This window comes from Candidatus Zixiibacteriota bacterium (assembly GCA_014728145.1).
GTDB lineage: Bacteria > Zixibacteria > MSB-5A5 > JAABVY01 > JAABVY01 > WJMC01.
In genome coordinates, this window is sequence record WJMC01000039.1 from 1 (window position 1) to 26,390 (window position 26,390).

Annotated in this window: 27 protein-coding genes and 1 tRNA gene; 4 read left to right on the forward strand and 24 right to left on the reverse strand. The window is 49.5% G+C overall.

Translation table 11 applies throughout. From position 1 onward, the window contains the following. From GF404_02255 to GF404_02275, 5 genes are all read right to left on the reverse strand, one after another. Positions 1 to 1,697, reverse strand: a 1,697-nt coding sequence (locus tag GF404_02255; protein ID MBD3380999.1) for a hypothetical protein, incomplete at its 3' end; no start/stop codon positions are given. Between the two features lie 183 nt (positions 1,698 to 1,880). Next, positions 1,881 to 2,795, reverse strand: a complete 915-nt coding sequence (locus tag GF404_02260) for a hypothetical protein (GenBank protein ID MBD3381000.1) — start codon at positions 2,793 to 2,795, stop codon at positions 1,881 to 1,883. Next, positions 2,795 to 4,228: a hypothetical protein gene (locus GF404_02265; GenBank protein MBD3381001.1), complete on the reverse strand. Its 1,434-nt coding sequence runs from the start codon at positions 4,226 to 4,228 to the stop codon at positions 2,795 to 2,797. The genes GF404_02260 and GF404_02265 overlap by 1 nt, the downstream gene beginning before the upstream one ends. Further along, positions 4,191 to 5,354, reverse strand: a complete 1,164-nt coding sequence (locus GF404_02270; protein ID MBD3381002.1) for a zinc-ribbon domain-containing protein — start codon at positions 5,352 to 5,354, stop codon at positions 4,191 to 4,193. The genes GF404_02265 and GF404_02270 overlap by 38 nt, the downstream gene beginning before the upstream one ends. A 145-nt stretch (positions 5,355 to 5,499) precedes the next feature. Then, complete coding sequence (locus GF404_02275) at positions 5,500 to 6,396, reverse strand: hypothetical protein (GenBank protein ID MBD3381003.1); 897 nt, start codon at positions 6,394 to 6,396, stop codon at positions 5,500 to 5,502. A gap of 195 nt (positions 6,397 to 6,591) precedes the next feature. Between GF404_02275 and GF404_02280 the strand changes: the two genes are divergently transcribed. The 3 genes from GF404_02280 (at position 6,592) to GF404_02290 (ending at position 9,032) form a co-directional block, all read left to right on the forward strand. Further along, positions 6,592 to 6,677, forward strand: a tRNA-Ser gene (locus GF404_02280). A 554-nt stretch (positions 6,678 to 7,231) separates the two neighbouring features. Further along, on the forward strand, positions 7,232 to 7,705 hold the full coding sequence (locus GF404_02285; GenBank protein ID MBD3381004.1) for a transcription elongation factor GreA: 474 nt from the start codon (positions 7,232 to 7,234) through the stop codon (positions 7,703 to 7,705). 490 nt (positions 7,706 to 8,195) lie between these two features. Continuing rightward, complete coding sequence (locus GF404_02290) at positions 8,196 to 9,032, forward strand: DUF92 domain-containing protein (protein ID MBD3381005.1); 837 nt, start codon at positions 8,196 to 8,198, stop codon at positions 9,030 to 9,032. A 44-nt stretch (positions 9,033 to 9,076) separates the two neighbouring features. On the opposite strand, the gene GF404_02295 is transcribed toward GF404_02290, so the two are convergent. The 19 genes from GF404_02295 to GF404_02385 form a co-directional block, all read right to left on the reverse strand. Further along, a complete protein-coding gene (locus GF404_02295) occupies positions 9,077 to 9,415 on the reverse strand; it encodes a hypothetical protein (protein MBD3381006.1) in 339 nt (112 codons plus the stop codon). 3 nt (positions 9,416 to 9,418) lie between these two features. Then, positions 9,419 to 10,375 carry a radical SAM protein gene (locus GF404_02300; GenBank protein ID MBD3381007.1) on the reverse strand — a complete coding sequence of 319 codons (957 nt, stop codon included), beginning with the start codon at positions 10,373 to 10,375 and terminating at the stop codon, positions 9,419 to 9,421. Between the two features lie 52 nt (positions 10,376 to 10,427). Then, positions 10,428 to 10,826, reverse strand: a complete 399-nt coding sequence (locus GF404_02305; protein ID MBD3381008.1) for an ATPase — start codon at positions 10,824 to 10,826, stop codon at positions 10,428 to 10,430. Then, positions 10,823 to 11,734: an AAA family ATPase gene (locus tag GF404_02310; GenBank protein ID MBD3381009.1), complete on the reverse strand. Its 912-nt coding sequence runs from the start codon at positions 11,732 to 11,734 to the stop codon at positions 10,823 to 10,825. Before GF404_02310 ends, GF404_02305 begins: the two co-directional genes overlap by 4 nt. Beyond that, on the reverse strand, positions 11,706 to 12,578 hold the full coding sequence (locus GF404_02315; protein ID MBD3381010.1) for a P-loop NTPase: 873 nt from the start codon (positions 12,576 to 12,578) through the stop codon (positions 11,706 to 11,708). Before GF404_02315 ends, GF404_02310 begins: the two co-directional genes overlap by 29 nt. Before the next feature lie 13 nt (positions 12,579 to 12,591). After that, the gene (locus tag GF404_02320; GenBank protein ID MBD3381011.1) at positions 12,592 to 12,807 is read right to left on the reverse strand and encodes a hypothetical protein; all 216 of its coding nucleotides are present in this window, start codon (positions 12,805 to 12,807) and stop codon (positions 12,592 to 12,594) included. Positions 12,808 to 12,811: 4 nt separating this feature from the next. Further along, the gene (locus GF404_02325; GenBank protein ID MBD3381012.1) at positions 12,812 to 13,213 is read right to left on the reverse strand and encodes a hypothetical protein; all 402 of its coding nucleotides are present in this window, start codon (positions 13,211 to 13,213) and stop codon (positions 12,812 to 12,814) included. 38 nt (positions 13,214 to 13,251) lie between these two features. Next, positions 13,252 to 13,614, reverse strand: a complete 363-nt coding sequence (locus tag GF404_02330; GenBank protein MBD3381013.1) for a dinitrogenase iron-molybdenum cofactor biosynthesis protein — start codon at positions 13,612 to 13,614, stop codon at positions 13,252 to 13,254. Between the two features lie 23 nt (positions 13,615 to 13,637). Further along, the gene (locus GF404_02335; GenBank protein MBD3381014.1) at positions 13,638 to 14,051 is read right to left on the reverse strand and encodes a hypothetical protein; all 414 of its coding nucleotides are present in this window, start codon (positions 14,049 to 14,051) and stop codon (positions 13,638 to 13,640) included. 151 nt (positions 14,052 to 14,202) lie between these two features. Then, the gene (locus GF404_02340) at positions 14,203 to 15,540 is read right to left on the reverse strand and encodes a PAS domain-containing protein (protein ID MBD3381015.1); all 1,338 of its coding nucleotides are present in this window, start codon (positions 15,538 to 15,540) and stop codon (positions 14,203 to 14,205) included. Between the two features lie 27 nt (positions 15,541 to 15,567). Continuing rightward, a complete protein-coding gene (locus GF404_02345) occupies positions 15,568 to 16,089 on the reverse strand; it encodes a response regulator (protein MBD3381016.1) in 522 nt (173 codons plus the stop codon). Positions 16,090 to 16,110: 21 nt separating this feature from the next. Beyond that, positions 16,111 to 17,613, reverse strand: a complete 1,503-nt coding sequence (locus tag GF404_02350; GenBank protein MBD3381017.1) for a PAS domain-containing protein — start codon at positions 17,611 to 17,613, stop codon at positions 16,111 to 16,113. Continuing rightward, a complete protein-coding gene (locus GF404_02355; GenBank protein MBD3381018.1) occupies positions 17,600 to 18,055 on the reverse strand; it encodes a response regulator in 456 nt (151 codons plus the stop codon). Before GF404_02355 ends, GF404_02350 begins: the two co-directional genes overlap by 14 nt. After that, positions 17,997 to 19,877, reverse strand: coding sequence for a hypothetical protein (locus tag GF404_02360; GenBank protein ID MBD3381019.1), 1,881 nt, complete (start codon positions 19,875 to 19,877; stop codon positions 17,997 to 17,999). Before GF404_02360 ends, GF404_02355 begins: the two co-directional genes overlap by 59 nt. After that, a complete protein-coding gene (locus tag GF404_02365; GenBank protein ID MBD3381020.1) occupies positions 19,874 to 20,638 on the reverse strand; it encodes a 4Fe-4S dicluster domain-containing protein in 765 nt (254 codons plus the stop codon). Before GF404_02365 ends, GF404_02360 begins: the two co-directional genes overlap by 4 nt. Continuing rightward, positions 20,635 to 21,339, reverse strand: coding sequence for a hypothetical protein (locus tag GF404_02370; GenBank protein ID MBD3381021.1), 705 nt, complete (start codon positions 21,337 to 21,339; stop codon positions 20,635 to 20,637). Before GF404_02370 ends, GF404_02365 begins: the two co-directional genes overlap by 4 nt. A gap of 1 nt (position 21,340) precedes the next feature. Next, on the reverse strand, positions 21,341 to 22,795 hold the full coding sequence (locus GF404_02375; GenBank protein MBD3381022.1) for a hypothetical protein: 1,455 nt from the start codon (positions 22,793 to 22,795) through the stop codon (positions 21,341 to 21,343). A gap of 61 nt (positions 22,796 to 22,856) precedes the next feature. Then, positions 22,857 to 23,723, reverse strand: coding sequence for a hypothetical protein (locus tag GF404_02380; protein MBD3381023.1), 867 nt, complete (start codon positions 23,721 to 23,723; stop codon positions 22,857 to 22,859). Between the two features lie 66 nt (positions 23,724 to 23,789). Then, complete coding sequence (locus tag GF404_02385) at positions 23,790 to 25,154, reverse strand: PAS domain-containing protein (GenBank protein ID MBD3381024.1); 1,365 nt, start codon at positions 25,152 to 25,154, stop codon at positions 23,790 to 23,792. A gap of 249 nt (positions 25,155 to 25,403) precedes the next feature. On the opposite strand from GF404_02385, the gene GF404_02390 reads away from it, so the two are divergent. Beyond that, positions 25,404 to 26,390 (forward strand): hypothetical protein (locus GF404_02390; GenBank protein ID MBD3381025.1); only part of this gene is annotated, 987 nt, incomplete at its 3' end.

Below are 26,390 nucleotides of genomic sequence, written 5' to 3' on the forward strand. Positions count from 1 at the left end.
GTCCCGACCCAGAATGTCGTATCGACATCCTGGTTAAACATAAGCGAGAGCACCGTAGTGTCCCGGCGAACTTCTGTGGTCGTGTCGATTACCGTAAATTCCACCCAATTATCGCTTCCCCCGGTTCGGCGATAAAAACCGCTCCGGTTGCCGGCCCAGCAAATATTGCGGGTATAGATGACTTCGTAACAGCTGTCATCAACTGCAGTGGACACCCAGCTTTCGCCCTGGTCACGGCTGATCGAAATTGATTCAAAACCTTCCGGAGTTATACGCCAGCTGGCGGCTGACCATTCAAAGGTCGTGTCCACTTCGTTATCGACCGTATCGATCCACAGCGAAGCATCCATATCGACCACTTTACGTCCTGAACGAAAAACAGTGTCCAGCCTGATTAGCTCGGCCTCACGGATATCCTCATACGGGCAATCTAAAATCAAGCGCCAGAAACCATCGCCGGAACCGATAAAAACAAACATCGAATCAGTTTCAGAACAGGAATCGGTCAGCAGTGAATCGGCAATGAAACTGAATGGGTCGACCGAATAAACCTGGTTGAATAACGAATCGCTGGAAGTAAATTGAGAATCGAGGGTCACTTCGTTCCAGTTCTGACCATCATCATCGGAATAGATCAAACCTCCCCGTGAACATGCCGCCCAGATTCTGTAACCGCCTTCGCCGTCGAGGATTCTGGTGACTGATATATCGGTGACTTTATTTCCAATACCGACCGCGGCTGATGGCTCCAAACTGGTCCAGCTTTGGCCCATATCCTCAGAGATCGCCAGCCCGGCAGATGAATCGGATTCGGGATCATAGCCGGCGCAAATAACCTTTCCGTCCCAGGCCTCAACCGCGCTCAGATAGTCCGCAGGCAATCCGTCAGAGACGAAAAATGACCGGTAGCTGACTCCCCGGTCGGGACTGAGGCTGAGCCCCTGGTCGGTGGCAATCCAGGTGTAACCGATACTGTCGTCTGAATCGAAGTATCGACTTATGTCGGTAATATAGTTGGATGCCAGCTTTCCCGGCCTGTCGATAAACTGAAGCTGGTTGATACCGGCCGCAGAACCGCCCCAGACCACAAATGTGTCCTGGTAACCGTCATCCAGATCGACCGAGAAGAAACGATTGTTTAAATAGAAAAATGTGCTGTCATAGAAATCTTTTTCAGCAATCGTATCGACAAACAGGTTCTGCCAGGTATTTCCGGTATCGACCGAGTATATCAATCCGCCATAGAAGCAGGCGGCATAGATAACCGAATCATTGAGATCCATATCGTAGACAATCATACCCGGATCTGTGGTCTGGAAGGGAGTGTCCAGTTCAAAAGTGTTGCCGTTGTCGGCTGTATGGCTGATTCCGGATCCAGCCGGAATCGCCTGACCCTGTGAAACCACGCTGTAGGATGTCGCCACCCAGAGCTGTCCCATCCCGCTGGCCAAAGCGGCGATTTCAGAAGTTGGCAGTCCGTTCGTGGAATCGTAGGAAATCCAGCTCTGGCCGTTGTCATTGGTTCCGGAGAGCCCCTTGGATGTTGCGACCCAGAGATACTCACCGTCGTAGACCACATCTACCCCGCTGTTGGCAAGCTGTCCAATGATCGGATCGTCCATCAACCCGAATGGATCGGCCACGAGTTCGACCAGTATCAGAGGAATCAGTATAATCAAGAGGGATATCCTTTTCATCTAACCTCCTTAAATGAAAATAGCCGAACGTAAAAATCACGTTTCGGCCTCTATACTAAGACAATTATTTCATCGAATATAAATTCGGTTTGAATACCTGTTACTGAATTAAACTGTAATAACTTTCGATACAGGCTCCTTTCGGCGCAAATCTAAACTTTATTTTGTTTTAGTCAAGCGATTTCAGATCCGGCTTTTCAAAAAGCCCCACCTCAGGGTACGGGTTGAAACCACAAGGCTGTTTTTTCCAAATATGTCGCAAACTGCCGAGAGAATCAGTCCTCCAGAAACGATAACATTGGCACGCTCCGGTTCAAATATTATAACCCGCCGGCGGTCGGAAAGTTTCAAAGAGCCCAGGCGGTCTATCATGCGATTGAGTTCGGAGACTTTCAACCTGCGTCCATGAGCGCGTTCCGGGCGATCGTAGGGTTTACCCATCTGGAGACGTTTATAGGCCGAAACCGTTCCTCCGCTGGAAATTAGATCAAAATCACCAAAATCATATCCTTTCAGTTTGGACGACAAAAAGCGCATAATCTCCTGCCTGACAGACATCAGCATCGAGGGTGAGGTAATCCTGTCAGTGCGGAAATCCTCGGTTATCGCTACCGCGCCGATTCGAATGCTTTTGGAATTTATTATCTTGTCACCCTCGGCCAGCACGAATTCGGTCGATGCTCCGCCTATATCGAACAGGATGCGCCTGTCTTTAATCCTGCTTATCCCGGTCACAGCTCCCAGGTATGTCAATTCAGCTTCACGCTTGCCCGAGATCACTTTGACTTTGATGCCTGTACTTTTATGGATTTCTTCTATGACTGACTTTTGATTATCCGCCTGCCTCATCGCCTGGGTCGCCACCGCATGGATTTCATCGACAGCAAATTCTTCCGCTTTTTGCTTGAACTTTTGAAGCGCTGAAACGGCTCGTTTCAGGCTGGCGGTGGAGATTCTGCCTGATTTTTTGAGACCGTCCGCCAGGCGCGGGGTATGCTTGTCCTCGAATATCGGTATGATTCTCCGGGTCTTGGTGACTTTCGCCACCAGAAGTTTGGCTGTGTTGGAACCGAGATCGATGGCCGCAATTGTTTTCATCAATCGACTGCAGATTTTTCGAATCCGAGACCGGTCATCTGACCGACATAGAAATAGTTTTGCTCCACAAACGGCAACCAGACCGGTATAACATTATCGAACTGCAGATGCAACCTGAAAAGGGCCTCCAGGTCGAGATGTTCGATATGGTCTCTTCCTGCCAAAAGCAGGGGCAGTATCATTCTCTCCGCCGCCTGTTTGTTCAATGTCGCCGCCTGCACAGGATAGCTATTCTCTTCGAACTTGTCAAAATCAATTCGATCGATTTTGTGAGAATATGACAGCGCTACACGGGCCGCTCGTTTGAGGTTGCGCAATTCGAAAGCGGGGATGAACAACGTATCAGATTCGAGCTTGAGCGCTCTTTTTAACAGATCATTGTCATCGGATGTGGACAGCTCGAACATCCAGAACGGGAACATCCTGGCCGCGCGGTCAAAACTGATGCGGGGCAGATTTATAGTGATCTGCCTGTACGATTCTCCTCCGGCCTGCCAGGTTCGCCCACAATTCGCGCAGATGAACACCTCGCCGGTTTTCTGCTTGGGCAAATCGAATCCGCAATAGTTGCAACGATGTTTAACCATTTTATATGATGATGCCAGGTTGTCTGTCTGTCGCAATAGATTCGCCTGGCTCATCTCACCTTCACGAATAGCCACCACTCGTTTGGCAACAGAATCAATGATCGCGAAAAAACTTCCTTCGCCGGACTGGTAATTGACCAGCCAGGTCGGCAGATAGACCATATTGACCCGCGGGTAAAGCGCGCGTGTAAAACGGGCCAGAGACCTGTTCCCGGAAATCAATGAGTTGCGGTTGACGGATTTATCATAGCGTTCAAGAGCGTAATTGACATCTCTATCTGCGCCCACAAAGATCTTGTCTTTTGCACGGGAGAAAGACAACGGCGCCAGTTTCAGAACAGAAGTACGCACACCCAGGGAATCGAGCCCGAACCGGTAGTTATCGAATGCCGCCACCGACATATCCCATTTTTTGATCAGCGCTTTCTGGCTCTCGACCAAAGTGATGTGCTCGGAGACCATTGCGGCCCCATCGCCGGTTGAGGTAACATTCACATACTTGCGCTCATTGACCTGCTTGTTAAAATGAAAGATTTTGCCCTGGATGAAGTAAAACGGCAGGTACAGCTGGCAGGTCTCCCCGCGCCTTTTAACCAGCGGACGTTTGTTCTGTTTGAGCTCGCGGTTCAGAAAAAAGAGCGCTTCCCGCTGAGGAAAATTCGCATTGATAACGAAGCTCTGAAGCTGAGCGGGAGGCAAAAGCCTCAGCATCGACCCGCAGTTACCACAGGCCGTAATGATTTCGTCATCGGCAAGCTGAACCGGTCCGCCACAGAACGGGCACTGGTGGGCTACCGTCGAACTGCTTCTATTTGTCGTCGCCGGAGCTGTTGTCAGCGTTGCCATTACCTTTTATCTCCTCACCGCACTCGGTACAGAAACGAGTTCCCGGGGGCAGTTCCTTACCGCAACTCTGGCAGAAGATATTCTGTTGTTCGGCCAGGTTAAAACCGCAGTTGTAACAAAATTTATCCTTACCCGAGACTTTGCGTGAACAGTTCGGACAGCGTTTTTCAACTACAACATGGTAGCCACACTTGAAGCAGTAACGTGAATCGACCGGGATGTCGATCCCGCATTTCGGACATCCCATAGTGGGCACATCAGCCGTTTTCAGATCGACATGCTCGGGGGCAAAAGCCTTGGACATAAACCCCGGAGCCATCATGGCAATTCCGGCCCCCAGTCCCAGACCGGCGCCCTGTTGCGCCGTGTTTCCATCGGTACCGCCGGCAAACGCCTTGGCCATACTGAACTTCAGGTACTCATTGAGATCACCGACAGCCGCCATACCGGAACGCTCATCGATCCGCTTCTGTACTTCCGGGGGAGGGGTGATCGCCGATAGATAGAAGTCCAACAATTCCAATCCATATTTCTCAAATTCGGCACCGATCACTTCCCTGGCCATCTGGGCGTATTCCGAGTACTTCCTGGGAAGGTCAAGTATCGTATCAAGCTTCTCGCCAAACAGGTCATTTAAACGGGCGACTATGATATCGCGCAAAAAATCCTGGATCTGCGGAGTTGAAAACAAAGATTGGCGACCGACCACCGAGTTCAAAAACACGAGCGGTTCGGCAATACGCATCGTGTAGGAACCATAACCGCGCAGGCGGATCAAGCCCAGTTCACTGTCTCGAAATGCGACCGGATCCTTGGTGCCCCATTTCAGGTCGGTAAATATCTTATGATTGATGAAATAGACTTCGCAGCGGAAGATCGACTTGAACCCCCACGGCAATGACAGTATTCGTGTCAGTACCGGGATGTTCAGGGAACTGAGCGTATGACGTCCGGGCCCGAGCGCATCGGTCGCTTTACCGCTTTTGAAAAAGACCGCCGACTGGCTGTCTCTAACGATCACCTGCGCCCCGAATTTTATATCCAGTGACCCTTTTTCGGGGATGCGATGAATCATCTCATCGGAAGCCTGATCCATCCACTCAATAATCTCAAGCGCGATACCCATGATTCCTCCTGTGGCGTTTTCAGCTTATATACTGGGTATCGTCACTTGTATTCAAAATGTCGAGCGCTTTTTAACCCTGGTTTTTTAACAGGATTGAACCTATGTTCTTAGATTTTAACAGCTTAGGTTAATCGCGGAAAATCGTTTAGCGGTACCATTTTCCACCCACATAGGCGGAATCCAGAACGTAATCGCCGTTGTCCAGGAGGCCGACTCCGGGTGCGTAATATTCGGAGTAGTCATCATCAATATAATATATATGCGCGACTTCAGAATAATTCAGGCCGTTTTGATCGTAGGTTACAAAATCCTCGAAGCGCAACGACCCGCTCAGGTTAAACGCTTCCAGGTTCCCCTGGTAGTAATAGTAGACCAGATGGTTGTAATTGTAGATTTCTTCCTTATCCATATAGAAAGGTATCCTGAGTGGCTGGTCGAAGAAATACTCAAGCGTGCCGTCGGTCAAAAGGTGAACATAGAATCCTGCTGTGGTCCCGGTTTCGGTTATCGACCAGGCCTCGGAGGTTTCGCCATTTTCCCGAATAATCGTACACTGGCGTTCGTTGATAGTGGTATCACCGGCAACCGTCCGCACGATTTCTTGTTGCATTGCGGTCGTGTAATACCAGGTATCTCCCTCGGAAAGGGGGAAATAATCGCTGTTTAATGCCAACACCTGAAATACAACCGCATCCGAATCGGACATATTATCCGGATCGGTGGCGACAAAATAGACAGTCTCCCGCCCTGTCCAGTACTGGCTCGGCTTTGATATTGTAGCGACCCGTGAGGATATAGAGATCTCGAGTTCGGACTGGCCCGATGTCCGCCAGGTGATCTGGGAATCGGCATGATTGCCGTCGGAGACATAGGCATCCAAATCGATCGGCTCGAAATCGGATGTACCATATAGAATCTGGTCGGGTATATTTGAAACTTTGGGTTGAGTATCTGCCGGGCCGTTGCCGTTGTCCGAAGAACAGCCTGAGAGGGCAAATGCGAAAGCGATAATTACGGAAATAAAACAAAATCTGGTCTTCATTATTGTCACCTTTCGTTCGGTCTATTTAACTACCGGTTGAACAAAAAGTTCTGATACAAACCGGATAATCGTCAATTTAATATATGACCCTCCGACAACAAGTAAAAATCGCTTGATTTTTGCAATCCGAGGCTATATCCTTGTGGTTTAGCTGAATCAGGTGGATTCAGCCAAAATGATCAAGATTTCTGAAACGGAGAGATGTCCGAGTTGGCTTAAGGAGCGCGCCTGGAAAGCGCGTGGGCCGTAAGGCCTCCTGGGTTCGAATCCCAGTCTCTCCGCTTTTTTGGTATATTCCGGGCAGATCCTTTACATTTCATACCGGGCACATGGTTTATACTTTTTTATATCCTTATTTAAGACCTCTCTCCTTTGAACAATCCGCTGTCTCATAAGGGACTACATAATCATGCCCAATTTGTAAATCCTCCCCTTCAGCGAAATGCAACCCCGCTTCCAAATAACAATTCCGATATTTTATTCACAGGTAGATTCCATGGCTGAAGACCATGGATTTAATAACCTGAAATTCAGAGTGTTTTTGTCTGCTGATATTTGATGATTGCTATTTTCATGACAGGCTGAGGGACTGCTGTTCTCGACGGGTGGTGACTCACGACCTGGGTAAATAGAAAGAACTCACCCAGAGAGCTGGATGCCAGGTCCCGGGATGCCGAAGCTGGTGTATTACGTCTTAACACAAGAACCCTCAATAAACGAATCGACGTAGGATACGATATCGAAAAAAGTTGCCAGGTAAGAAGTTATTTATTAGCTTAGTGTGCGCTTTAGCTCACTTTGTTGTGATGAGTACCCAATTTTGAGGAAGGAAGAAATGCAAGTTCCGATTCTAAAGAGTACTTACGAAATTCTGAACGAGAAGATTGCTGAGACCAAGAAAGAAATCAAACAGAACTCGAAAGACATCGGTGAAGCCGCCGACCTTGGTGATCTTAAGGAAAATGCTGAATACCATGCCGCCAAGGAGAAGCAGTCATTTCTGATGGAACGCAAGCAACGGCTTGAAAGCTACCTGAATTTCGTAAAAGTCGACTTGACTGGCAGTACGCCTGAAACAGTTTCATTCGGATGTTCGGTGACTGTTGTTGACACAGAATCAAAGGAATCACACACGTTTAACCTGGTCGGCCCCGCTGAATTCGAACTGGAACTGTTCCCTGATATGGTAACAATCGGCGCGCCTGTGGCAAGACTGCTGGTGACGAAAAAGGTCGGCGATGTCGTGGAATTCAAGTTTGGGAGCAATAACTGGACAGGAGAAATAACTGAAATCCGCACTCTCGAGTAAATGTCGCTCAGACAAGTGACCTTGCCGAGTGATTACATCCGGAGCCTGTTGTAATGAATGCCGAAAGGATGGCTTCAGGTTCAAAACCTTATGTTACCCAGGCTGAGGCAGACTGCCTTCAGTTTTTTTGTATTCGTCACAGTTGAGATTAGCTTGACGGAGTTGAGATCAAGGACGAAAACAATAATGGATAACACCTGTTTTATAGATCACTGATAAGTTGACATATATTTCCCTCAAAGATCTTCCCGACAAAGCGAACAAATAAGCAAGAAATTAGAGTGCAAACCAGATACTATGTTTTCCGTAAGTTATTGTTTTTCCCGCGTTCCAGTGAAAGGTATTTTCTGCTGATTCAACCATTCTGTAAACTCTTATAAGCAATTTACACAGACCACTATTTGGAGAAGTCCGGTCTCTCATCTTTTTTTATTTCCTCAGGATGTCTGCTGATCTATATTTTCAGTTTATGAAAGATGCATGATGGAGTATGCTGATGGAGCCGTCCGAAATAAATTACTTAAAGTTTCTTCTCGGCGCAATCATAGCATCAATACTGGCTGTTTCAGCCGTCAAAAAACACTCACTGACATTTGACGGCGCTGTCGGGATGGTAGCTGTCGGTAGCCTGATCTACGGTATCGGAGGATCGGTTTGGGCTGTGCCGATCATTTATTTTTTCATCAGCTCCAGCCTGCTGACGAAACTGCGCTCCACTCAAAAGAATAAAGCGATCATGAGCTTTGATAAAGCCGGCGCACGTGACCTGCGGCAGGTGCTCGCCAACGGCGGAATCCCGACATTGACATCAATTCTGTATTTGTTTACAGGCTGGCAGGGATGGTTTATCGTTTATCTCGCCTCAATCGCGGAAGCCTCGGCGGACACATGGGCAACTGAAATCGGTACGATGTCATCTCGGAAACCGGTTTCGATACTGGATTTCAAAGAAGTGGAAACGGGTCGCTCCGGAGCGGTATCTTTTGCCGGGAGCAGTGCATCGATAGCTGGCGCAGTCAGCACAACATTGAGCGGATTTTTAGCAACTCAGTTATTTTCTTCCGGATGGGAAAGCTTTTCTTTGATTGTCGCGATCCCGTCTGCCGGGGCAATTCTGGGGTGCTTTCTCGACTCTGTATTTGGCGCAACATTGCAGGCACAGTACCGCGATTTAGAAAGTGGCCGGATAACAGAAAGAAAAAGCGCAGGAGATAAAAGATACCAACTGGTGAGAGGTGTTTCATTTATCGACAACGACCTGGTCAATTTTTTCAGCGGCGGCGCAGCCGCTATTGTGGCAATGCTATTATACTATTTTTTATATTAATATGATTAAAACAACCTGCGTGCAATAAATTCTGCCCTCCACTTTCAAACTGTGCCGATATCTTGATTGACCAGTTGAGTAATCATCACCAGGGCGCCGGTTTCGGAGCTGAAAGGACCATGCCGAAATCCTGGTGGAAGAACCCTGAAGGAGCCTTCGCTGAATACCTTCCCCCGGCTCTCAAGTTCCCCTTTGATTATATAATGAATCTCCGGGAAATCGTGAAAGTGACCAAATGTATGCCAGCCGGGAGGTATTCTTAAAAGATAGACACGGGGATAATCCTGGTCGCCGGCACACAGTATTTTTTCATGGGCACCCGGAGAATAGCCCTGTGCCTCAGCCCATTTGAGATCGGTGGAATCCACCTGTAATTCTGTCATGATCTATCCTCCATCAATGCTTCTCTCCTTTTGAGGAAGCAGGTAAGATCGGCTGTTGAAACTGACTTCTCGAAGAAGATGAGCAGTCAGCATATCCTTAATTGTATCATCTTTTCCAAAAAACTTTACGATTTTTTCAGCCTGTTCTCTTCGAAGCGGATGTCTTCCACCGATTTCCGTGATTGCTTCACGGGCGTCATGAAAGCTGCGCAAGCCAAACTCCGAGGTCTCAAAACTGTCAAGGGTGAATCGGCTTTGCAGAACACTCTTGGCCCTTATAACGGCCTCCGGTCCGACAGGTTCGACCCATTTTTCCGTCGGGGGACGGGTAGGGGTTCCGACGTAGATCCTGTCCGGTTTGATCATATCCAGGTGCGAACGAATCATCTTCAACTCCTCATCGCTGTCGTTGAGGCCCTGAACCAGCATCACCTCCATCCATATCTTGCCTGAAAACTCATGGCGAAACTGGGCTAAACCGGCCAGCATATGACCGTAGTTTATGTCGCGATGAGGACGGTTTATCTTTTTGAATGTTCTTTCGCATCCGGCATCAAGTGACGGCATGACCAAATCGGCGGCCATCAAATCAGACCGCACGATATCATCGGTAAGCAGAGAACCATTGGTGATTACAGCCACGGGAACATCAAAACTTTCCTTGCAATGACGTATCATCCGGCCCAGGTCTATGTTCAATGTCGGCTCGCCGTCGCCTGCAAACGTAATGAATTCCGGTGTTGATTCGATCAGGTTATCATGAATCTCATCCAGGATGTCCACCGGCCTGAAATATCTCTTGCGGTCAACACGCAACCTGTCAGTTCTACCCAGCTGGCAGTAGACGCATGAATACGAGCATGTTTTGGAAGGAATCGGACTTACTCCCAATGATCTTCCCAGCCTGCGCGAAGGCACCGGACCGTAGACATACATTTTGTTCCCCAGTCTTTCAGTCATCGTTTTAATGGCGATGACCTGTGATAATTAACTTTTCAGTTATGTAACTATCTTAAAACTGTCCGCCATGATTATGCCCCTTGCAGTTGTGGCCGCCAGCCTGCCTGAAGCCCTGAGAGTCGCAGTAGTTGTTGCCGGATTGAAGACGTCCGTTAAGGTACTCATTGACCAGTTCACGAGGACTTGCGATCGGCGCACCGCTGATTACTTTAATACCGCAGTTTTGCAGGATTCCCAGGGCGCGTCTGCCCATACCCCCGGCAATAATCACTTCAGAACCATTGTTTTTGATCCATTCCGGCAACATGCCGGGCTGGTGCGGTGGAGGTTCGACCATCTCGATTTTCGTGATCTCCCCGGTTTCAAAATCGACATCGATAAAAGCGAATTTCTGGCAGTTACCGAAATGGGGACAAAGCAGATTGTCGGCTGTCGGTATTGCGAATCTCATAGTATCTCCTTTTTGCTGTTTTGCTGGAATCCCGGACTTGATTGCATTTCATTGTATATAGTCTTCCAAATTTGTTCTATCTTTCGTGTGGAATCATTCACAGTATATTCAATAAGGGTCTGTGAGTTAATCTGCGCCTCAGTCATCATGGGATCAAAAGATATTTCTGCCACGACCCTTATTCCCCGGGCCTGTACATCTTTTTTGATGTGATCAGTCAATGTCAGGTTTATATCGGATTTGTTGATCACAACTCCGCAATTGATTTTGAAATGTTCGATCAATTCCAGAAGACGATTGAGGTCATGAAAAGCTGATTGCGACGGTTCCGTTACTATCAGTACATATGAGGCCCCCGTAATCGAGGCGATCACCGGACAGCCAATTCCGGGCGGACCGTCAATGAGTACCAGGTCGTATTCGTTTTTATCGGCGATCTCGCGGGCTTTCTGGCGAAGAAGGGAGACCAGCCGGCCGGAATTTGATTCGGCGATCCCAAGCCGGGCATGCACCAGTGGGCCGTGGTCTGTGTGCGAGATGAACCACTCTCCACTTTTGACCGGTTCGTAAGCGATCGCGTACTCCGGGCAGAAATATCGGCACACGCCGCACCCCTCACAGGCGAATTGATCGATACGGTATTCACCCTGCTCATATTTTATTGCATCGAAACGGCAATAATCAGCGCACAGACCGCAATCTGAACATCTTTGCCGATTTATCGAAGCTTTGCATGATACGATAAAGTCATGTATCTCCCTTACATTGTTATTCAACAACAGGTGCAGGTCAGAGGCATCGACATCACAATCGACAACCACCTTACTCTTACCCAATGCTGCCAGGGAGCCGACAATCGAGGTTTTACCAGTTCCCCCTTTACCGCTGATAATCACAAGCTCGCGCATCGCTTATCTTTCCTTTAATCGAAGTGTACATGTTGAACAGGTTTTCATTGTATACCCGGTCGATCTCAGACATCAACTTTCCGGTCGAGTATGCTTCCGCCAGCCTGCGGTCAAAAGGTATCTTCATTAAGATATCGAGCATTTCCGATTCGCAGTATTTGAGCATACGATCGTCGCCACTGTCGGCGCGATTCACTACAATACCATGGGGCAGGCCGAGCCTGCGGACCATCTCGACCGCGAGTATTAAGTCATTCAGGCCGAATGGCGTCGGTTCACTGACAAGGATCACGTAGTCACTTTCCGAAACCGCCTCCACAACCGGACAGGAGGTCCCCGGCGGAGCGTCGATGATAACAACCTCATGCTTGCTGACGCTCTGTTTGAGACGTTTCGTTAAAGGGGGCGCCTGTGATTCACCGACATTGAGGCGTCCCTCGACAAATTCAACTCCCCGGCCATGCCCCGAATTGATTTTACCGATTTCTCTGTTCACCTCGGATATTGCCCGGGGCGGGCAGAGATGATAGCAACCCCCGCAACCATGACACAGCTTCGGAAATACCATCACATTGTCCGGGATGACCGCGATGGCGTTGTACTGACAGATCTCAGCACATTCACCACAGTAGGTACACCTGCTGAAATCCACTTTTGGAACCGGTACTGTAACCGGAACTGATTCAGTATATTCCGGATTCAGAAAAATATGTCCGTTTGGCTCCTCGACATCACAATCCAGAAGCGCCACATCGATATCTTTACCGGCCAGCGCAACTGCCAGATTTACAGCGATTGTAGTCTTGCCAGTCCCCCCCTTACCGCTCGCAACAGAGATTTTCAAAGCATTACTCCTGCTAATCACGGGTCATCATCTGACCGCACTGGGGACATTTCATGGCGTTGCACGGTTTGCCCATTTCATGAGCGACTTCCGCACCGCATCCGGGACAGACACATTTTCCACCTGGCCCTCGGCCTTGCCCGCCCGCACCACGATTGCGACCGCGACCGCCCTGGCCGCCACCGCGACCGTCTCCTCTGCCGCCACCTTGCGAATTCATAAACGACATCAAATCACCTGCTTTTCTTTTTGGATTCTAGTTCTTCAATCCGATGATTGACTTCGTCCAAAGCCTCGCTCAAATTGCCGGCCTGACGTTTCAGGTCAGCTAACTCATTTCTGCCGGAGATCCCGCTTCGAGCTGAAGTCTCGGGACGGTCATGATAATATGGTTCATCATCGTAGTAATCTCGTTCACGCATCCAGCCCGGAAGCCCGGTAGCATAGAAGCGATTGCGCCATCCATGACCACCTCCGCCTCTTCCGAAACCTCGCCCTCCTCCACGGCCATAACCAAATCCGCCACGGGGACCGAAATTGGCGTAACCGGGACGATTGTATCCCGCGCAGAAACCTGCCGCTCTGCCTGTTCCGGGACCTGCGCCCGTGGGTCCGGTTCTGTCTCCACCCGGCATGATATCCTCCTTATTGTTTTAGATTACCAATCAATATATTAACTCCAATGCCCCTCGACATTGGCACCTTCAGCAAATGTAAGCTCGTTATTCTTCGCCAGCTCAACTGCTTCCCGCACCGAGCCATGAGCCCACAGGGCGGTCTTGATTTTCGCCGAGGAAAGGACCTGGTACGCTTTGGGGCCGAGATTGCCGGACACAACCAGGTCGACATCCTGCGCCACTACCTTCTGGGCAGCCTGAATTCCAGCCCCCTGGCCGGCATGCACATTCTCGGAATTATCCAGCGCTTCAAAATCTCCAGACTCCAAATCATAGATGATATAAAAGGGTGCCCGACCAAATCGAGGATCCACCTTGCTGTCTAATTCTTTACCCTGCGCCGATATCGCGATTTTCATAGTTCCTCCAGTAAATTATTGTTTCAGGCTCTTCTGTTTTGGCCGAATCGATTTCTTCTCCTGATTCTCTGCTGACCGCATCCCGGCAATATGAAGCGGGCCTGTTTGAGTTCGCCCCTTGGGATCGCGGCGATCAAAGCATCAACATCGCCACGAAACCATGCCGCCACCTGGATTCCCGAACGCTCCAGAAGCATCTCATACTGCCTGGAAATCGCCCCGCAGATAAGTACCTGGACACCGAGGTCTGCAATAAAACCGGCCCTGCTGCAGATTTCCACCTGAGGCAATACCAGTTTCTCGCGTGAGACCTCGGCCCCCTCGTCATAAGTGACGACCATCAGGTTACGGGCGGAATCCATAACCGGCGAGACCCGCTCATTCCATGTCGCTATTGCAATCTTCATACTCTGTACATCTGTAAGTTCAAAGTTCATGCCAACCTGCAGACTGTTTTTATTATTTCTTGTATCATATTGTCTTCATGCATCTTAGACATTTTGCGCATCAGCATTATCATCTTTTCGATCTGACTATCGGTGCGTTATCGCAATCAGTCACTGACCGTGAAATGCAATTACGCAATTGTCATCGGGAAGCCATATCGATGCCGTATTTCTTCATCTTTCTCCACAATGTAGTCTTGTGGATCCCGAGTTCTCTGGCGGTATTGATCCTGCTCCAGTTATTGCGTTTGAGAGCCTCGACCAGAAAGCGCGCTTCGAGGTCCTCGAATGAATTGACAGCGGGGATGCTTTCTTCATATTGAGGTTTAAAATTTTCAGGCAGATCATTCATACTGATGATAGAGTTGCGACACAGGACAAAGGCATGCTCGGCGATATTTTCCAGTTCACGCACATTGCCGGGAAAATCATAATTCATCAATACAGCAAGAACTTCGGGAGCGATCGAATCGATCTGCTTGGGTTTGAGGCGGTTGAAGCGTTCGATAAAGTGCTCCATCAGAAGTGGTATATCTTCCTTGCGTTCGCGCAGTGGCGGCAACTCGATTCTGATTACATTGATACGGTAATAGAGGTCTTCACGGAATTTACCTTCGGTCACAAGTTTTTTCAGGTTCTGGTTGGAGGCGGCGATGATGCGCACATCGGCTTTGACCGGCTGAGTGCTTCCCAATGGTTGATAAGTGTGCTCCTGGATTACCCTCAGCAAGCGCACCTGCATGGCTGGTGAAACATCGGCGATCTCATCCAGCAACACCGTCCCACCCTCGGCCATCGCGAAGCGTCCCGGTTTGTCCTTGCGGGCGTCTGTAAAGGCCCCGGCGACATAGCCAAACAGCTCCGATTCTAACAGGGTATCAGGCATCGCCCCGCAGTTTATCACAACTATCGGCTCAGATTTGCGCGGTGAGAGATTGTGCACCGCCCGCGCTACCAGTTCTTTGCCTGTCCCGCTCTCCCCTTCCACCAGGACAGTGCTGTCGGATTCCGCTATAGTTGGAAGTATATCGAAGATCTTCAGCATCTGGCTGTTTTTACTAATAATATCCTGGTAGGAATATTTCTGATGGAGCTGACGGCGAAGTTCCATGATCTCGCTTAAATCGCGAAATGTCTCAACCCCTCCGATGACCCTGCCGTCAGCATCTCTGAGAACTGCAGTGGCGACACTGATCGGAATCTTTTTACCCGAGGAATCGATAATATAAACAGCCTTGTTGACTATCGGCCGGCCGGCTTTGAGGGTTTGCTTAAGGGCACAGTTGTTCTCGCAGATCGAGGCCCGGAAGATATCCGAACAGCGTTGTCCCAGGGCTTCTTCGCGCGGAATCGAGGTGATCTTTTCTGCCGCCCGGTTAAACGAGGTGATCTTCCATTCGCTGTCGATCGTGAAAACACCGTCGGCGATCGAATCGAGAATAATATCAGTAAAATTGTCCTGTTTATAGTTATATATCATTGCAACATCCCCCGAACACCGTCCAGCTTAATTCATCTTTTTATTGATCAGTTCCTTGAGCTTGCGCAGGGTCTCGGGATCAGCATCGTCGATCACGTTTTTCAATTCGTTCTGGAGTTCGACCTGGTCGGCGGCCTGACGCTCATCGTCTGAGATATCCAACCCCAGAAGCTTCTTGATGGCCGCGATATAATTGTGCGGCTTGACCGGTTTTTCAAGGTATATCCCTGGTCCGGACATGGTCAGCTCCTTGAGATCGGAGCGCCCCAGGTCGTCGCGGGCATGGCCGGTGACGACCAGTACCGGGATGTCAGCCCACTGTTTGTTTTTGAGAAGTTCGCGATAGAACTTGATTCCCGATTTTTTCGGCATCACAAGGTCGAGAGAAATCAGGTCGGGTTTCTGTTTTTTGACCTGTTCAATTGCCTCGAAACCGTCCGAGGCCGAGACGACATTGAAGCCGGCATCGTCCAACGCCATTGTCAGGTACTGCCGGACATCCGCTTCATCATCGACTACCAGGATAGTTTTATCTTTTAGATCTGCCATAATCACCTCGCCTTAAGCAGATTATTTTTGTTTACCGTCGTCATAAAGATCATTGAGTCTCTTTCTGGGAAAAATCATCTTGAAGGTCGAGCCTTTCCCCTTCTGTGACTGGACAGAAATCTTGCCACCATGTTCTTTAATGATCTTTCGTGTCGTTAAAAGTCCCAGGCCGGTGCCCTGTCCACCCTTGGTGGTGAAAAAGGTTGTAAAGAGCTTCTTTTTGATATCGTAATCCATACCCATCCCGCTGTCCGAGACTGTAAAGGTCAGGTTGCCATTGCTGTCGTAGACTTTAATAGTTACCCGGCCTTTGGATTTTTCACTCATCCGGCAGGCATCGATAGCGTTTGAGACCAGGTTGGTCAGGCAGGTATGAATCCCTTTCGGATCCAGGGGCGCACGTTTCACACGAGCACCCTTTTCGACTGCAAGCTCAATGCCCATATCTTCAGCGATCTTTCCGTACAGGTCTACAATTTCCTTCACCAGCTCGCCAGGCTTGACCATCTCCAGTTCGGGCAGACGGCCCTTGGCAAAGCTCAGAAAATCACGCACCAGGGAGGTTGTCTTATTGAGATTTCGTTCCAGCATCTCCCAGCCCTGGTTGAGAAGCTTTTTGTTGTCTTTCTCCAGACCGCGTCCGACCACATACATACCGCCCTCGAGACCCATCAATATGTTTTTGATACTGTGCGCCAATCCGGCCACTGTCTGCCCGACCGCCGCCAGCCGTTCGGCCTCGATAACTTCCTTTTCGAGTTTTTTGGTTGCGGTAATGTCTGTGGAAATCTCGATTACGTGTGCGATGTTGTTTATATCGCGCGAGAGCGGGGAGGTCGTCAGCATGTAATGCGCTTTCTCACCGTCTTTGTTAATCCCGACCTGGTTGGAGTGATGCACAATACCATCTTTGAATGTTTTAGCCGCCGGGCAGTTCGGGCATTTGGTCTTGCGCTTTTTATAGACCTCATAACACTGCTTGCCGTGAACATCACCGAAAACATCGCGGAAATTCTCGTTGGCCCGGATGATCTTGTAGTTGCGATCGATAACCGTGATATAGCAGGGCACTCGCTCAAAAAGAAGCTGGTATTCCATCTGCAGGTTCTTGGTCTCGATTACATCGCGCGACATCTCGACAATATACTTGACCTGCTCGCCCTTGTGTGGCTTGAGAGGAGCCAGGTGCACAACATAATGAGCTTCCTGGCCATGCTGATCGACACCGGACTCGTCGCTGACCCGCACCCGTCCGTCCTGAAATGTGAGCTGGGCGTTACAACCGACACAGGGATGGTCAAGGTTTTTGTAGACCTTGTAGCATTTACGTCCTTTCCAGCGTCCAAAGTAGTCGCCGAAATTCTTATTGGCCTGGACGATGTTGAAATCGCGGTCGATTATGGCCATGTTAAAAGGCACCTGCTCGAACAATTCACGGTAGAACCAATCGCCAACCACCCCGTTTTTGTCAGCCTTAATTGCTGTGACACTGCTTTTGTTTTTATATGTGCTATTTTTTGACATGCGTTGAACTCGTCAGCTTTCTGACAGCTTCGATGAAACGCTCGACCTTAATCGGTTTTTCGATATAGAGGTCGGGCGGCGAAACATCTTCGCTGTCGACAAATTTGCGAAAGTCAAAATCCTGTTCCTGTTCCAGACCGCTGATGATCAAGACCGGGATATCACTGAATTTCGATTCCCGGCGGAGTTTCACGAACAGAGACAACCCCGATTCCTGCGGCATCATGATATCCACGCAGATCAAATCCGGTTCGACTTCCACTGCCAGGTTGAATCCGTTCTCGGCAGTGGTAGCGGAATAGGGCCTGAACCCATTGCTCTCCAGAACCACTGTCAAATAGGAGATCACATCCGGTTCATCATCTATGATAAGCACCTTCTTTTCAGTCATCCATATCCTCCCGATTTTTATCCAGATCACCCACAAAAGGCAGAACGACATGGTTGAAACTTGTGTCTCGAAAAGCCATCTCGATCTCCTTATTCAAATACTCGGGATGATCGAAACCGTGGCAGGATGTGCACAAGGCCAGGTCCTTGAGTTCTTCCTTCTGTTTTGCCCGTGTCTCATGGCAGGGCACGCAGACACCATGCATGGCATCGGTGTAGGAAGGTGCCATGTAATCATCGACCTCGATTTCAGCACCAGCCGGAATCAGGTCTTTGTGGCAATGTTCACAAGACTGCGCGGTTTCCGCCAGGCGCGGCTGATCCTCGGGATGACACTCCATACAGCCGACATTGCCTCCGGCCGGTGATGAGTGCCAGTCATGCCGGAACGCGTCAAACTCAGTGTACATATTGCCATGGCAGGCTGAACAGGGACTGCTCTCGTCCATCGGGAGGTTCATGTGATGGCAGATCACACAGGATTCTTTTTTACCTTCTCGCTGGATATGATCTTCGTGAGCGAAATACACGCCGAACGTATCATGGTTGCCGTCGACATAGAGCGTGTCTCCACCACGCGCGGCCTTGACCGGCACCTCTTTTATTCCTTCACTGTGGATTCTCTCATTTGATATCAAGGCAAAGCCGAAAGCCAGGGATATAATCAGGATAAACGAAAAAGTAAACCTGTGCGATATCCTTGGACTACCCAGCCAGGCTTCCGAAGATCTGTCGAACTCTGGTGGCGCGGTTTCGCGATCACGCGGATCTGTCCATTTGGTTTCCCACATCTTGAAGCGTTCCACGCAGAACAAAAAGACCAGCACCGCGGCCGAGATTATTCCCAGGCTGATGAAGATCTCGAAGATCGTGGGGATATAAATCTCCCCGGTGCGAACCAGCATTATCCCGGCGATATTGGCGCGGTTGAAACCGATTCCAATCACGGCCGAAATTGTTGCTACCCATAAGCCGGCTTTGGATACTCGTAATTGCTTTACCGCTAAAAACAGAATCGGTATGATCACAAACAGCGCTGTTTCAATCCAGAAAAAGAGCGTCTGCCAGCTCGAGACAAACATCGTCGCCAGCTTGCCCTCGGCAACCAGCCCGATAAAACGAATCAGCGCATAAACAGCCAGGACTCCTACTGAGAAAAGAGCCAGTTTGCCCAGTTTCTCGCGCTCGAGCGGTTTCTCATAGACAGCGGAAATGGTAAGCACCCCCAGTATCACCATCAACGGTCCGACCGCTATGGCTGACACGAAAAACAAGACGGGCAGTAAATTTGTGTACCACAGGGGGTGGAGTTTTTCGGGCGTGATCAGAAAGAGTGTGCCCAGCGAAGATTGATGCAGTGTTGAGATCATGATACCGAGAACTACCAGGATCAGTTTATATTTATGCAGAAACCTGCGCACGCCGGCGAAGCGGCTTGTCTCCTCCAGAGGCACCGGAACAAATTCAAGGAAAAGTACGACCAGGTACAGCATCACACACCAGGCGACTTCGAATAAAGCCGAATGATGCTGCCAGTAGACTACCGGGTGCCAGACCATCCAGGGCAAACCCAGTTCCACCACCAAAGCGGTAGCCGCCGAGAGATAGCCCAGAAACGCCATCAGCACAGCAATCTTGGCATAACGGTAATACTCATGCTTGCGCATCACGTAAATGATCGCAGTCACGACAAAACCACCTGCCGCCAGTGCTATTCCTGGTATGACATTGAAACCTTTCCAGAGTCCCCAGGGTGTGGTATCGCTCTGGTTGGTAATCGCGCCGAGCCCGAAAATCATGCGCGTAACCCCGGCCGCCAGCGCCAGTCCCAGGATCGTCCATAAAACCGATTTGAATGCTGTGACCTTCTTCATGACTCATCTTCCTTTGCTTGCTGCTTCTCCTGTTTGAGCTGTTCGCGACGTTTGCAAATCCAGTAGATCCCACCCATCAACGCGCCCATGCCGGTAAAAGCGAATGGTACCGCATGCATCGCTGTCGATGTCGTCTCCGGCAGTGGTTTCGTGTTTTTGCGAACCGGGTAGGTCAGAAATCCGAGGTCGATATCGGAAATGTATAATACCGAGGTCCCGCCGACTTCATGTTCGCCGTAGACACGGTCAATATATTTACCGGGCTCTGCCTCTATCCTCCGATGAGCCTCGGTGAGCAGTTCATTGCGATCACCAAAGATCGTCGCCTGCGTCGGGCAGGCTTCGATACAAGCCGGTTTCTGGCCATTTCTGATTTTGTCGAAACAGAGATTGCACTTACGGATATAGGGTACCGGACTTTCCCAGTCATAACGCGGTATCCCATAGGGGCAAGCGATCATACAATAGCGGCAACCGATACATTTCTCGCCGTGATAAATCACTGCGCCCGACGCTGTCTTTTCCAGTGCGCCTACCGGGCAGGCCGACACGCAGGCCGGCTCCAGGCAGTGCCGACATTGCTTGCGAACGTAATGATTCTCCGGCTTCCTGAGTATCGAAGTCCAGTTTTTGGCAGACAGGCCGTCGGTGCGATGCCAGTTGCGGGGCACATCGACCTCAAGATGATTATACTCTTTGCAGGCCTCGACACACTCCAGGCAACCGATACATTTGGTTACATCAGTCAATATAGCTTTCATACACCGACTCCTTTTTTATCCATAGTGGCACCGATCTTGTCATCGATTCTGGCGGGAAATTTCCACGCCAGGCTGATGATAAACTGGGAGAGAGGCATCAGCACGCAGTGGGCTATTTTGGTAAACGGTATCAACACGAATATCAATTCTCCGGACAGTATATGAATCAGCATAAAGACCTGGTACGAAGCCGGGCTGATGTTTAGATTGGCACAGAAGTACCCGCTCACAAATGGTACCACCAGCAGGATCGGCCAGAGATAATCCTGACTCCGGCTGAGGTAACGGGCCTCGGATGAAATCAACCTGCCGAGAAACAGGAGCAGGCCGAAAATAATGGTAGTTAATGTCAACAGGTCAGCCCAGAAATGCGGAAGGGTCCACCAGGACAGCCCGGTGCTCTCTTCCCAGAGCTGAACATGGCCGAGATAGAAAATCGGCACCAGTATCAATCCGACATGAAACAGAATTGAAAACAAACTGTACAGCGGACGTCTCGTAAAAACCCGCCTGACCGGGAAAAGCCATTGGATCGTCTTCGAGAAAGCATCACCCCAGGCCAGCTTCTTGTCGCCGGCTCGTCGATAGGCGTCCCAGGCTCCCCAGAGGTCGAGCACGAAAGTCCGCAACAGGCCTAAAATCATTATAAGAAAAGTCAGCCTGAATAATGGTCCGCTTACGAAATCCAGTAATTGCTGCACTTTAATCCTCTTTATCCGGTTTGGGTTTGTTTATATCTTTATCATTAAAAATTATGGCCTTGTAGATCAAATCGTGAAGCCCGATCACCTCACAATCGACCTCCTGATCCTCCAGTAATTCGCGCAGTTGTTTTTTACAGTTGGCGCAGGGAGCAATTACGTATTTTGCTCCGGTTTCACGGATCTGGTCGGCTTTGGCACGCCCTCCCACAGTGGTGCGATACGGGCGGATTTCATCGATCGATACAGACCCTCCACCACCACCGCAACAGAGGTTTTCTGTCTTGTTAGGTTTCATCTCGACGTAGTTTTTGCAGAACGCTCTGACTATTTCACGCGGTTTGTCGACCAGCCAGCCCTGGCGGGCTATGTTACAGGGATCATGATAGGTCACCGTCTCGGTTACAACATTCGGATCGAGCTTGAGTTTTCCTTCCTCGAGCATCTTGTGGGTGTATTCCATGATGTTATAGACCGGTTTGGCTTTCGAACCACCGCAGTGTATCGGCACGAAATACCTGGCTGTTCGTGACGCGTGACCGCATTCACCAATCAAGATGCTGTCGGTCTTGAGCCGCTCAGCTTCAGCATACAGCTTGCGGATCACCCGCTCGAGTATACGATCGTTATAAAACAGCCCGTAGTTGATGGCATCGTAATAATTTGTACTGATAGTCCAGGAACCGCCGGTAGCTTTAAATACCGCCGCGATTCCCATCAGAGTCTCGGCCTCCATCAAGAAGTCTGAAACCGCCGGTGTGAACAGGTATTCACTTCGCTCTACATCGAGCGGGAATTTGACCTCGACTCCCTTGTCGTCAAAGATGTCTTCTTCCAGGAATTCGAGCGTGTCCTGCAAGGCAGGTACTGGCAGAGCCGAGGTGTTTCCGGTTGCGCCTTCCAGTTGTTCCCTGGTACTTACCACCAGTGCACGGGGAGCGATCCCGATTTCGCTTAAGATGAATCTTCCCAGGTGTGTCAAAAGAGCGTGGTCTATCCCGGCCGGACATTCCAGCGTACACCGCCTGCAGGCAGTGCAATTCCAGAAAGACTCCGCCATCTCCTCGATTTCATCATCAGTGAGGTAACCGTTGCCGAAAAGCCTCCCGCGAAACATACCCCCCATCGTGAAATGCCTGCGGTAGACCGAAAGCAAAAGTTCGGACCGGTGACAGGGAATGTCACATTTGTCGCCGGTAGCCAGATAAACCGGACACTGTACCGCGCAACGGGCGCACTTGGCCGACATACGGATAAAATGTTCAAGCGCGAAACGGTAATTGGTATGCTTGAGTATTACCGCAAACGCTTCCAGAAAACGGCGTGGCCTGCTTCCGACCTCGTAATCCTCGACATGGTAGCGGACATTCAGTTTCTGCTTTTCGATCACATCAGGTTTCTTGGGAGTTTTAAACGCCTTCTCCCTCTCCTCTGGTGTTATCAAACCGATTCTCATGTATTCTCCACAGTTGAGTTACTGGTTATTAACTTTATTATAGAATTATTTATCATATTTATTAGTTCTCAAACGCGGCCTCATGACCACTTATCCGGTTTCGCAGTAACGGGATCCCGTTTCCAACAGGTTCATCACGGTTACTGCTCTCCCGGCCGGCATCGATCAATTCAATCCCGTAGTTATCACAGCACTCACGGATTTTAGGATTGCCGAAATTGACATAAACCATCGCCTTAAAACGGGATGAAAGAGCGTGATGAAATTCACGGATTTCCTGTTCCGGGCGGTAGATATGAGCTCCGCAACAGATCGCAACCTCTACCGGCTGGCCACAAACCGGGCAGTTTACTCTTGCAATCAGGTCAACTGGAAAAGCAAAATCATCTTGATTGATCTCAACTCGATAACCATGACTTATAAATAGCTCCTTTGCCCAGCAGACCAGGTCCTCGTGCGGTATCTCAGGAGTGACCTGCGAACATACACTTTCCTCCCGTGGCTTCAAATCACCGGATCGGAAACGTTTCAGGGCATTTTCGATTGAATCGGAGATGTCATCGATTACCGCCAAACCCAGTGACCTGAGCATATCGCGGTAAAAACTCTTTATCCCGCCACAGATCAGCACATCGATTTTCTGGTCACGCAGGATTCTGACCCGGCCGAATCCCTCGCATCCCGAGCAGTTCACTGTCTCCCTGCCGGAGACCTCTCTGTTTTTAAGGGAAAATATCGCGAAACTCGAAGCCGTTTCAAACCGTGGCCCAACCGCATCCTTGAATTTTGTAATCGCTAATTTCATGCTCACCCTGCCCGTTCTGACTGCAGAAATCATGCCGAAGGCAAATGTGAGCCTGTAAGTGGTTATACAATAATGAATTAATAAGAATGAATCGATTTGGTCGTGTTGCGGAGAGTGCAACATCGGATGTTGCACTGTTGCTATTAATGTTGCATTACGGTCGTTTTTGCAACATGGGTTGCATTTATACTAATCGCTGGTTTTGTAATCGGAAGGGTCGATATTGTAGCGACGCAACCGTCGCCAGAGTGTGGTGCGATGGATATTCAGTTTGCGCGCGGCATCCAGGACCCTGCCTTCCGATTCGCGCAGGGCGGATTTGATCTGGCTTTCGGTATCGATAGTTCGCGTCACCGGTGTCATCTCGTAATCAGCGGAGATGGATTCAGTTGAATCGGGTTTGAGCAGTTCCGAGGGCAGATGCTCTTTCTGGATCACGTTTCCCCGGCAGACGACAAAACAGTACTCGATAATATTTTCAAGTTCACGAATATTTCCCTGGAAGTCGTGCTCCATCAGGATAGCCATAACCGCCGGGCTGACGCTGATAATCTTCTTGCCCAGGCGGGAGTTTAGACGCTTGATGAAATGATCAACAAGGTAGGGGATATCCTCTCGCCTCTCTTTTAGGGGAGGCAGATCGATTTTGACCACTGCCAGCCGAAAATAGAGATCATCCCGAAACCTGCCCTGGGACACAAGTTCCTTCAGTCTTCTGTTGGTCGCCGCCACGACCCGGATGTCAGCTTTGACAGTCTCTGTGGCACCGACAGGTTCGTATTCTCGTTGCTGGAGAAGCCGCAGGAGCTTGACCTGGGTCGACATCGGTAACTCACCGATCTCATCAAAAAACACAGTGCCTCCATCGGCCATGGTCAATTTTCCAGGCTTATCTTTTTTGGCATCGGTAAACGCGCCTTTTTTATATCCAAACAGTTCCGACTCGAACAGGTCGACCGGAAGAGTACCGCAGTTGATGACAATATAGGGTCCTTCTTTACGCGGACTTATATTGTGTATGGCGCGGGCGAAGAGTTCCTTGCCGGACCCCGATGGCCCCTGGATCAGGACAGTGCTTTCGCTTTCGGCGATATCCGGTAGAATCGCAAACAGCTTGTTTATCTTCGGGCTTTTGGAGATTATATCCTCGAACGAATACTTCTCGGTTAAAGCTTTGCGCAGGTTTTCGATCGCCGACAGATCGCGGAATGTTTCGACCGCACCCAGGACGTTGTTATCTTCATCTCGCAACACGGCGGTGGAGATACTGATCGGCACCATCTCTCCGCAGGCATTGATAATGTTCACCGGCTTGTCGACTGCCTCGATTCCGGTCTTGAGCGTCTCCTCCAGCAGGCAGTCCTCGCATATATCCGAATGGAAAACATCGTAGCAATGCTTGCCGATTGCCTTCGAGGCAGGTATGCCGGTAATCTTTTCGGCGGCCGGATTGAAGCTGGTCACCACCCGGTTGCTGTCGACGGTGAAGACACCATCGGCAATCGAGCTCAAAATCTCCTTAAAAAATCTCAGATCTTTGGGCGTATCAGTCATATAACCGCAACTCTCAACTCATCTCAATACCATTATTTGCATTATATCACAATTTTTATCATGATTCAAATAATAAACCGCGTAAGGTCACCAATTAATTCCTGTATATAATACGCAAGAAACAGTAACCAAAATAAGTCGGATTTAACTGGTCTAACCGTGTTGAGCTTATTGACAATAGTCGCCAAAAACCATATTTTACTGAATTGGCAGGGATACGTTAAGCCTGAAAACACCGGCTGTTTCTAAATGCGCACAATACTGACATCGCTGGCACTATTAGTCATTTTAAGCCTTACGGCATTTTGCCAGGATCGATTTACGATCGACTTCAATGCCAATACCAGCTTACTGCCCTACAAATGCGACAGCATAATCGGTGAGGATTTCCTGCAGAGGAAGAGAGTATCAAAATCGGCAATGCCGTTCACTGTCGCCACGGACGTGGGCGATACTGCCTTATTTGTGACTTTTAGAAACCGGCTTATCGAACGCGACGAGTCGGCAACCGTTTCATTTCGACATCTCATTCGATCCGACAGCACTTATTTCGCAAAGGTCGTAAGGGATCAAAGTTTCAATATGATCGTCAAAGACTGCCAGATGATAGATTCAGTGCAGGCTGGTTTTAAAAGAATTATTTGTTCGGGTTTCTACAATGACTCTATTTATATCGGCCGGCTGGATTCCATCAGGGGGTCGAAGAAAACCCTCTTCCTGATGGCCGGTCAGGATAATTCCGGCGACTCTATCTATGAACCGGATGTGTATCTTTCGCTCGTCGATGACTACGATTACGACGGCCAAACAGAGGCATTCGTAAAAGTTAACTGCAATGATGACGGCACTACCGATGATTCCTATCATCTGTTTTGCGTAAATATCGACAGCATGGTAGTCGAATGGCACGCGCCCATGGCAACTTTTACTTCACCTTCGACAAGCTATTTAAATGGTATCTACAGTTGCGGAAGCAGTGCTGACCCTGAGGTCATAATGATTACATTTGGAAACATGAAGGGCTATCAGGACGATAATTTCAACGACAGCTTCAAGTATATCTGCAAATACAACAGCCGTGGCGAATTGATCTTTAATCGCATTATTGCGGCCGAGATATGCTATCCAGCTCTGTTACCCGCATGGCAAAACAACAGGTTTCTTTTATCTCATCCACTCGAATTCACTGATCCGTATCCACTCGGAGATCTCAACCGGCCCGGCCTCAGGGATTCA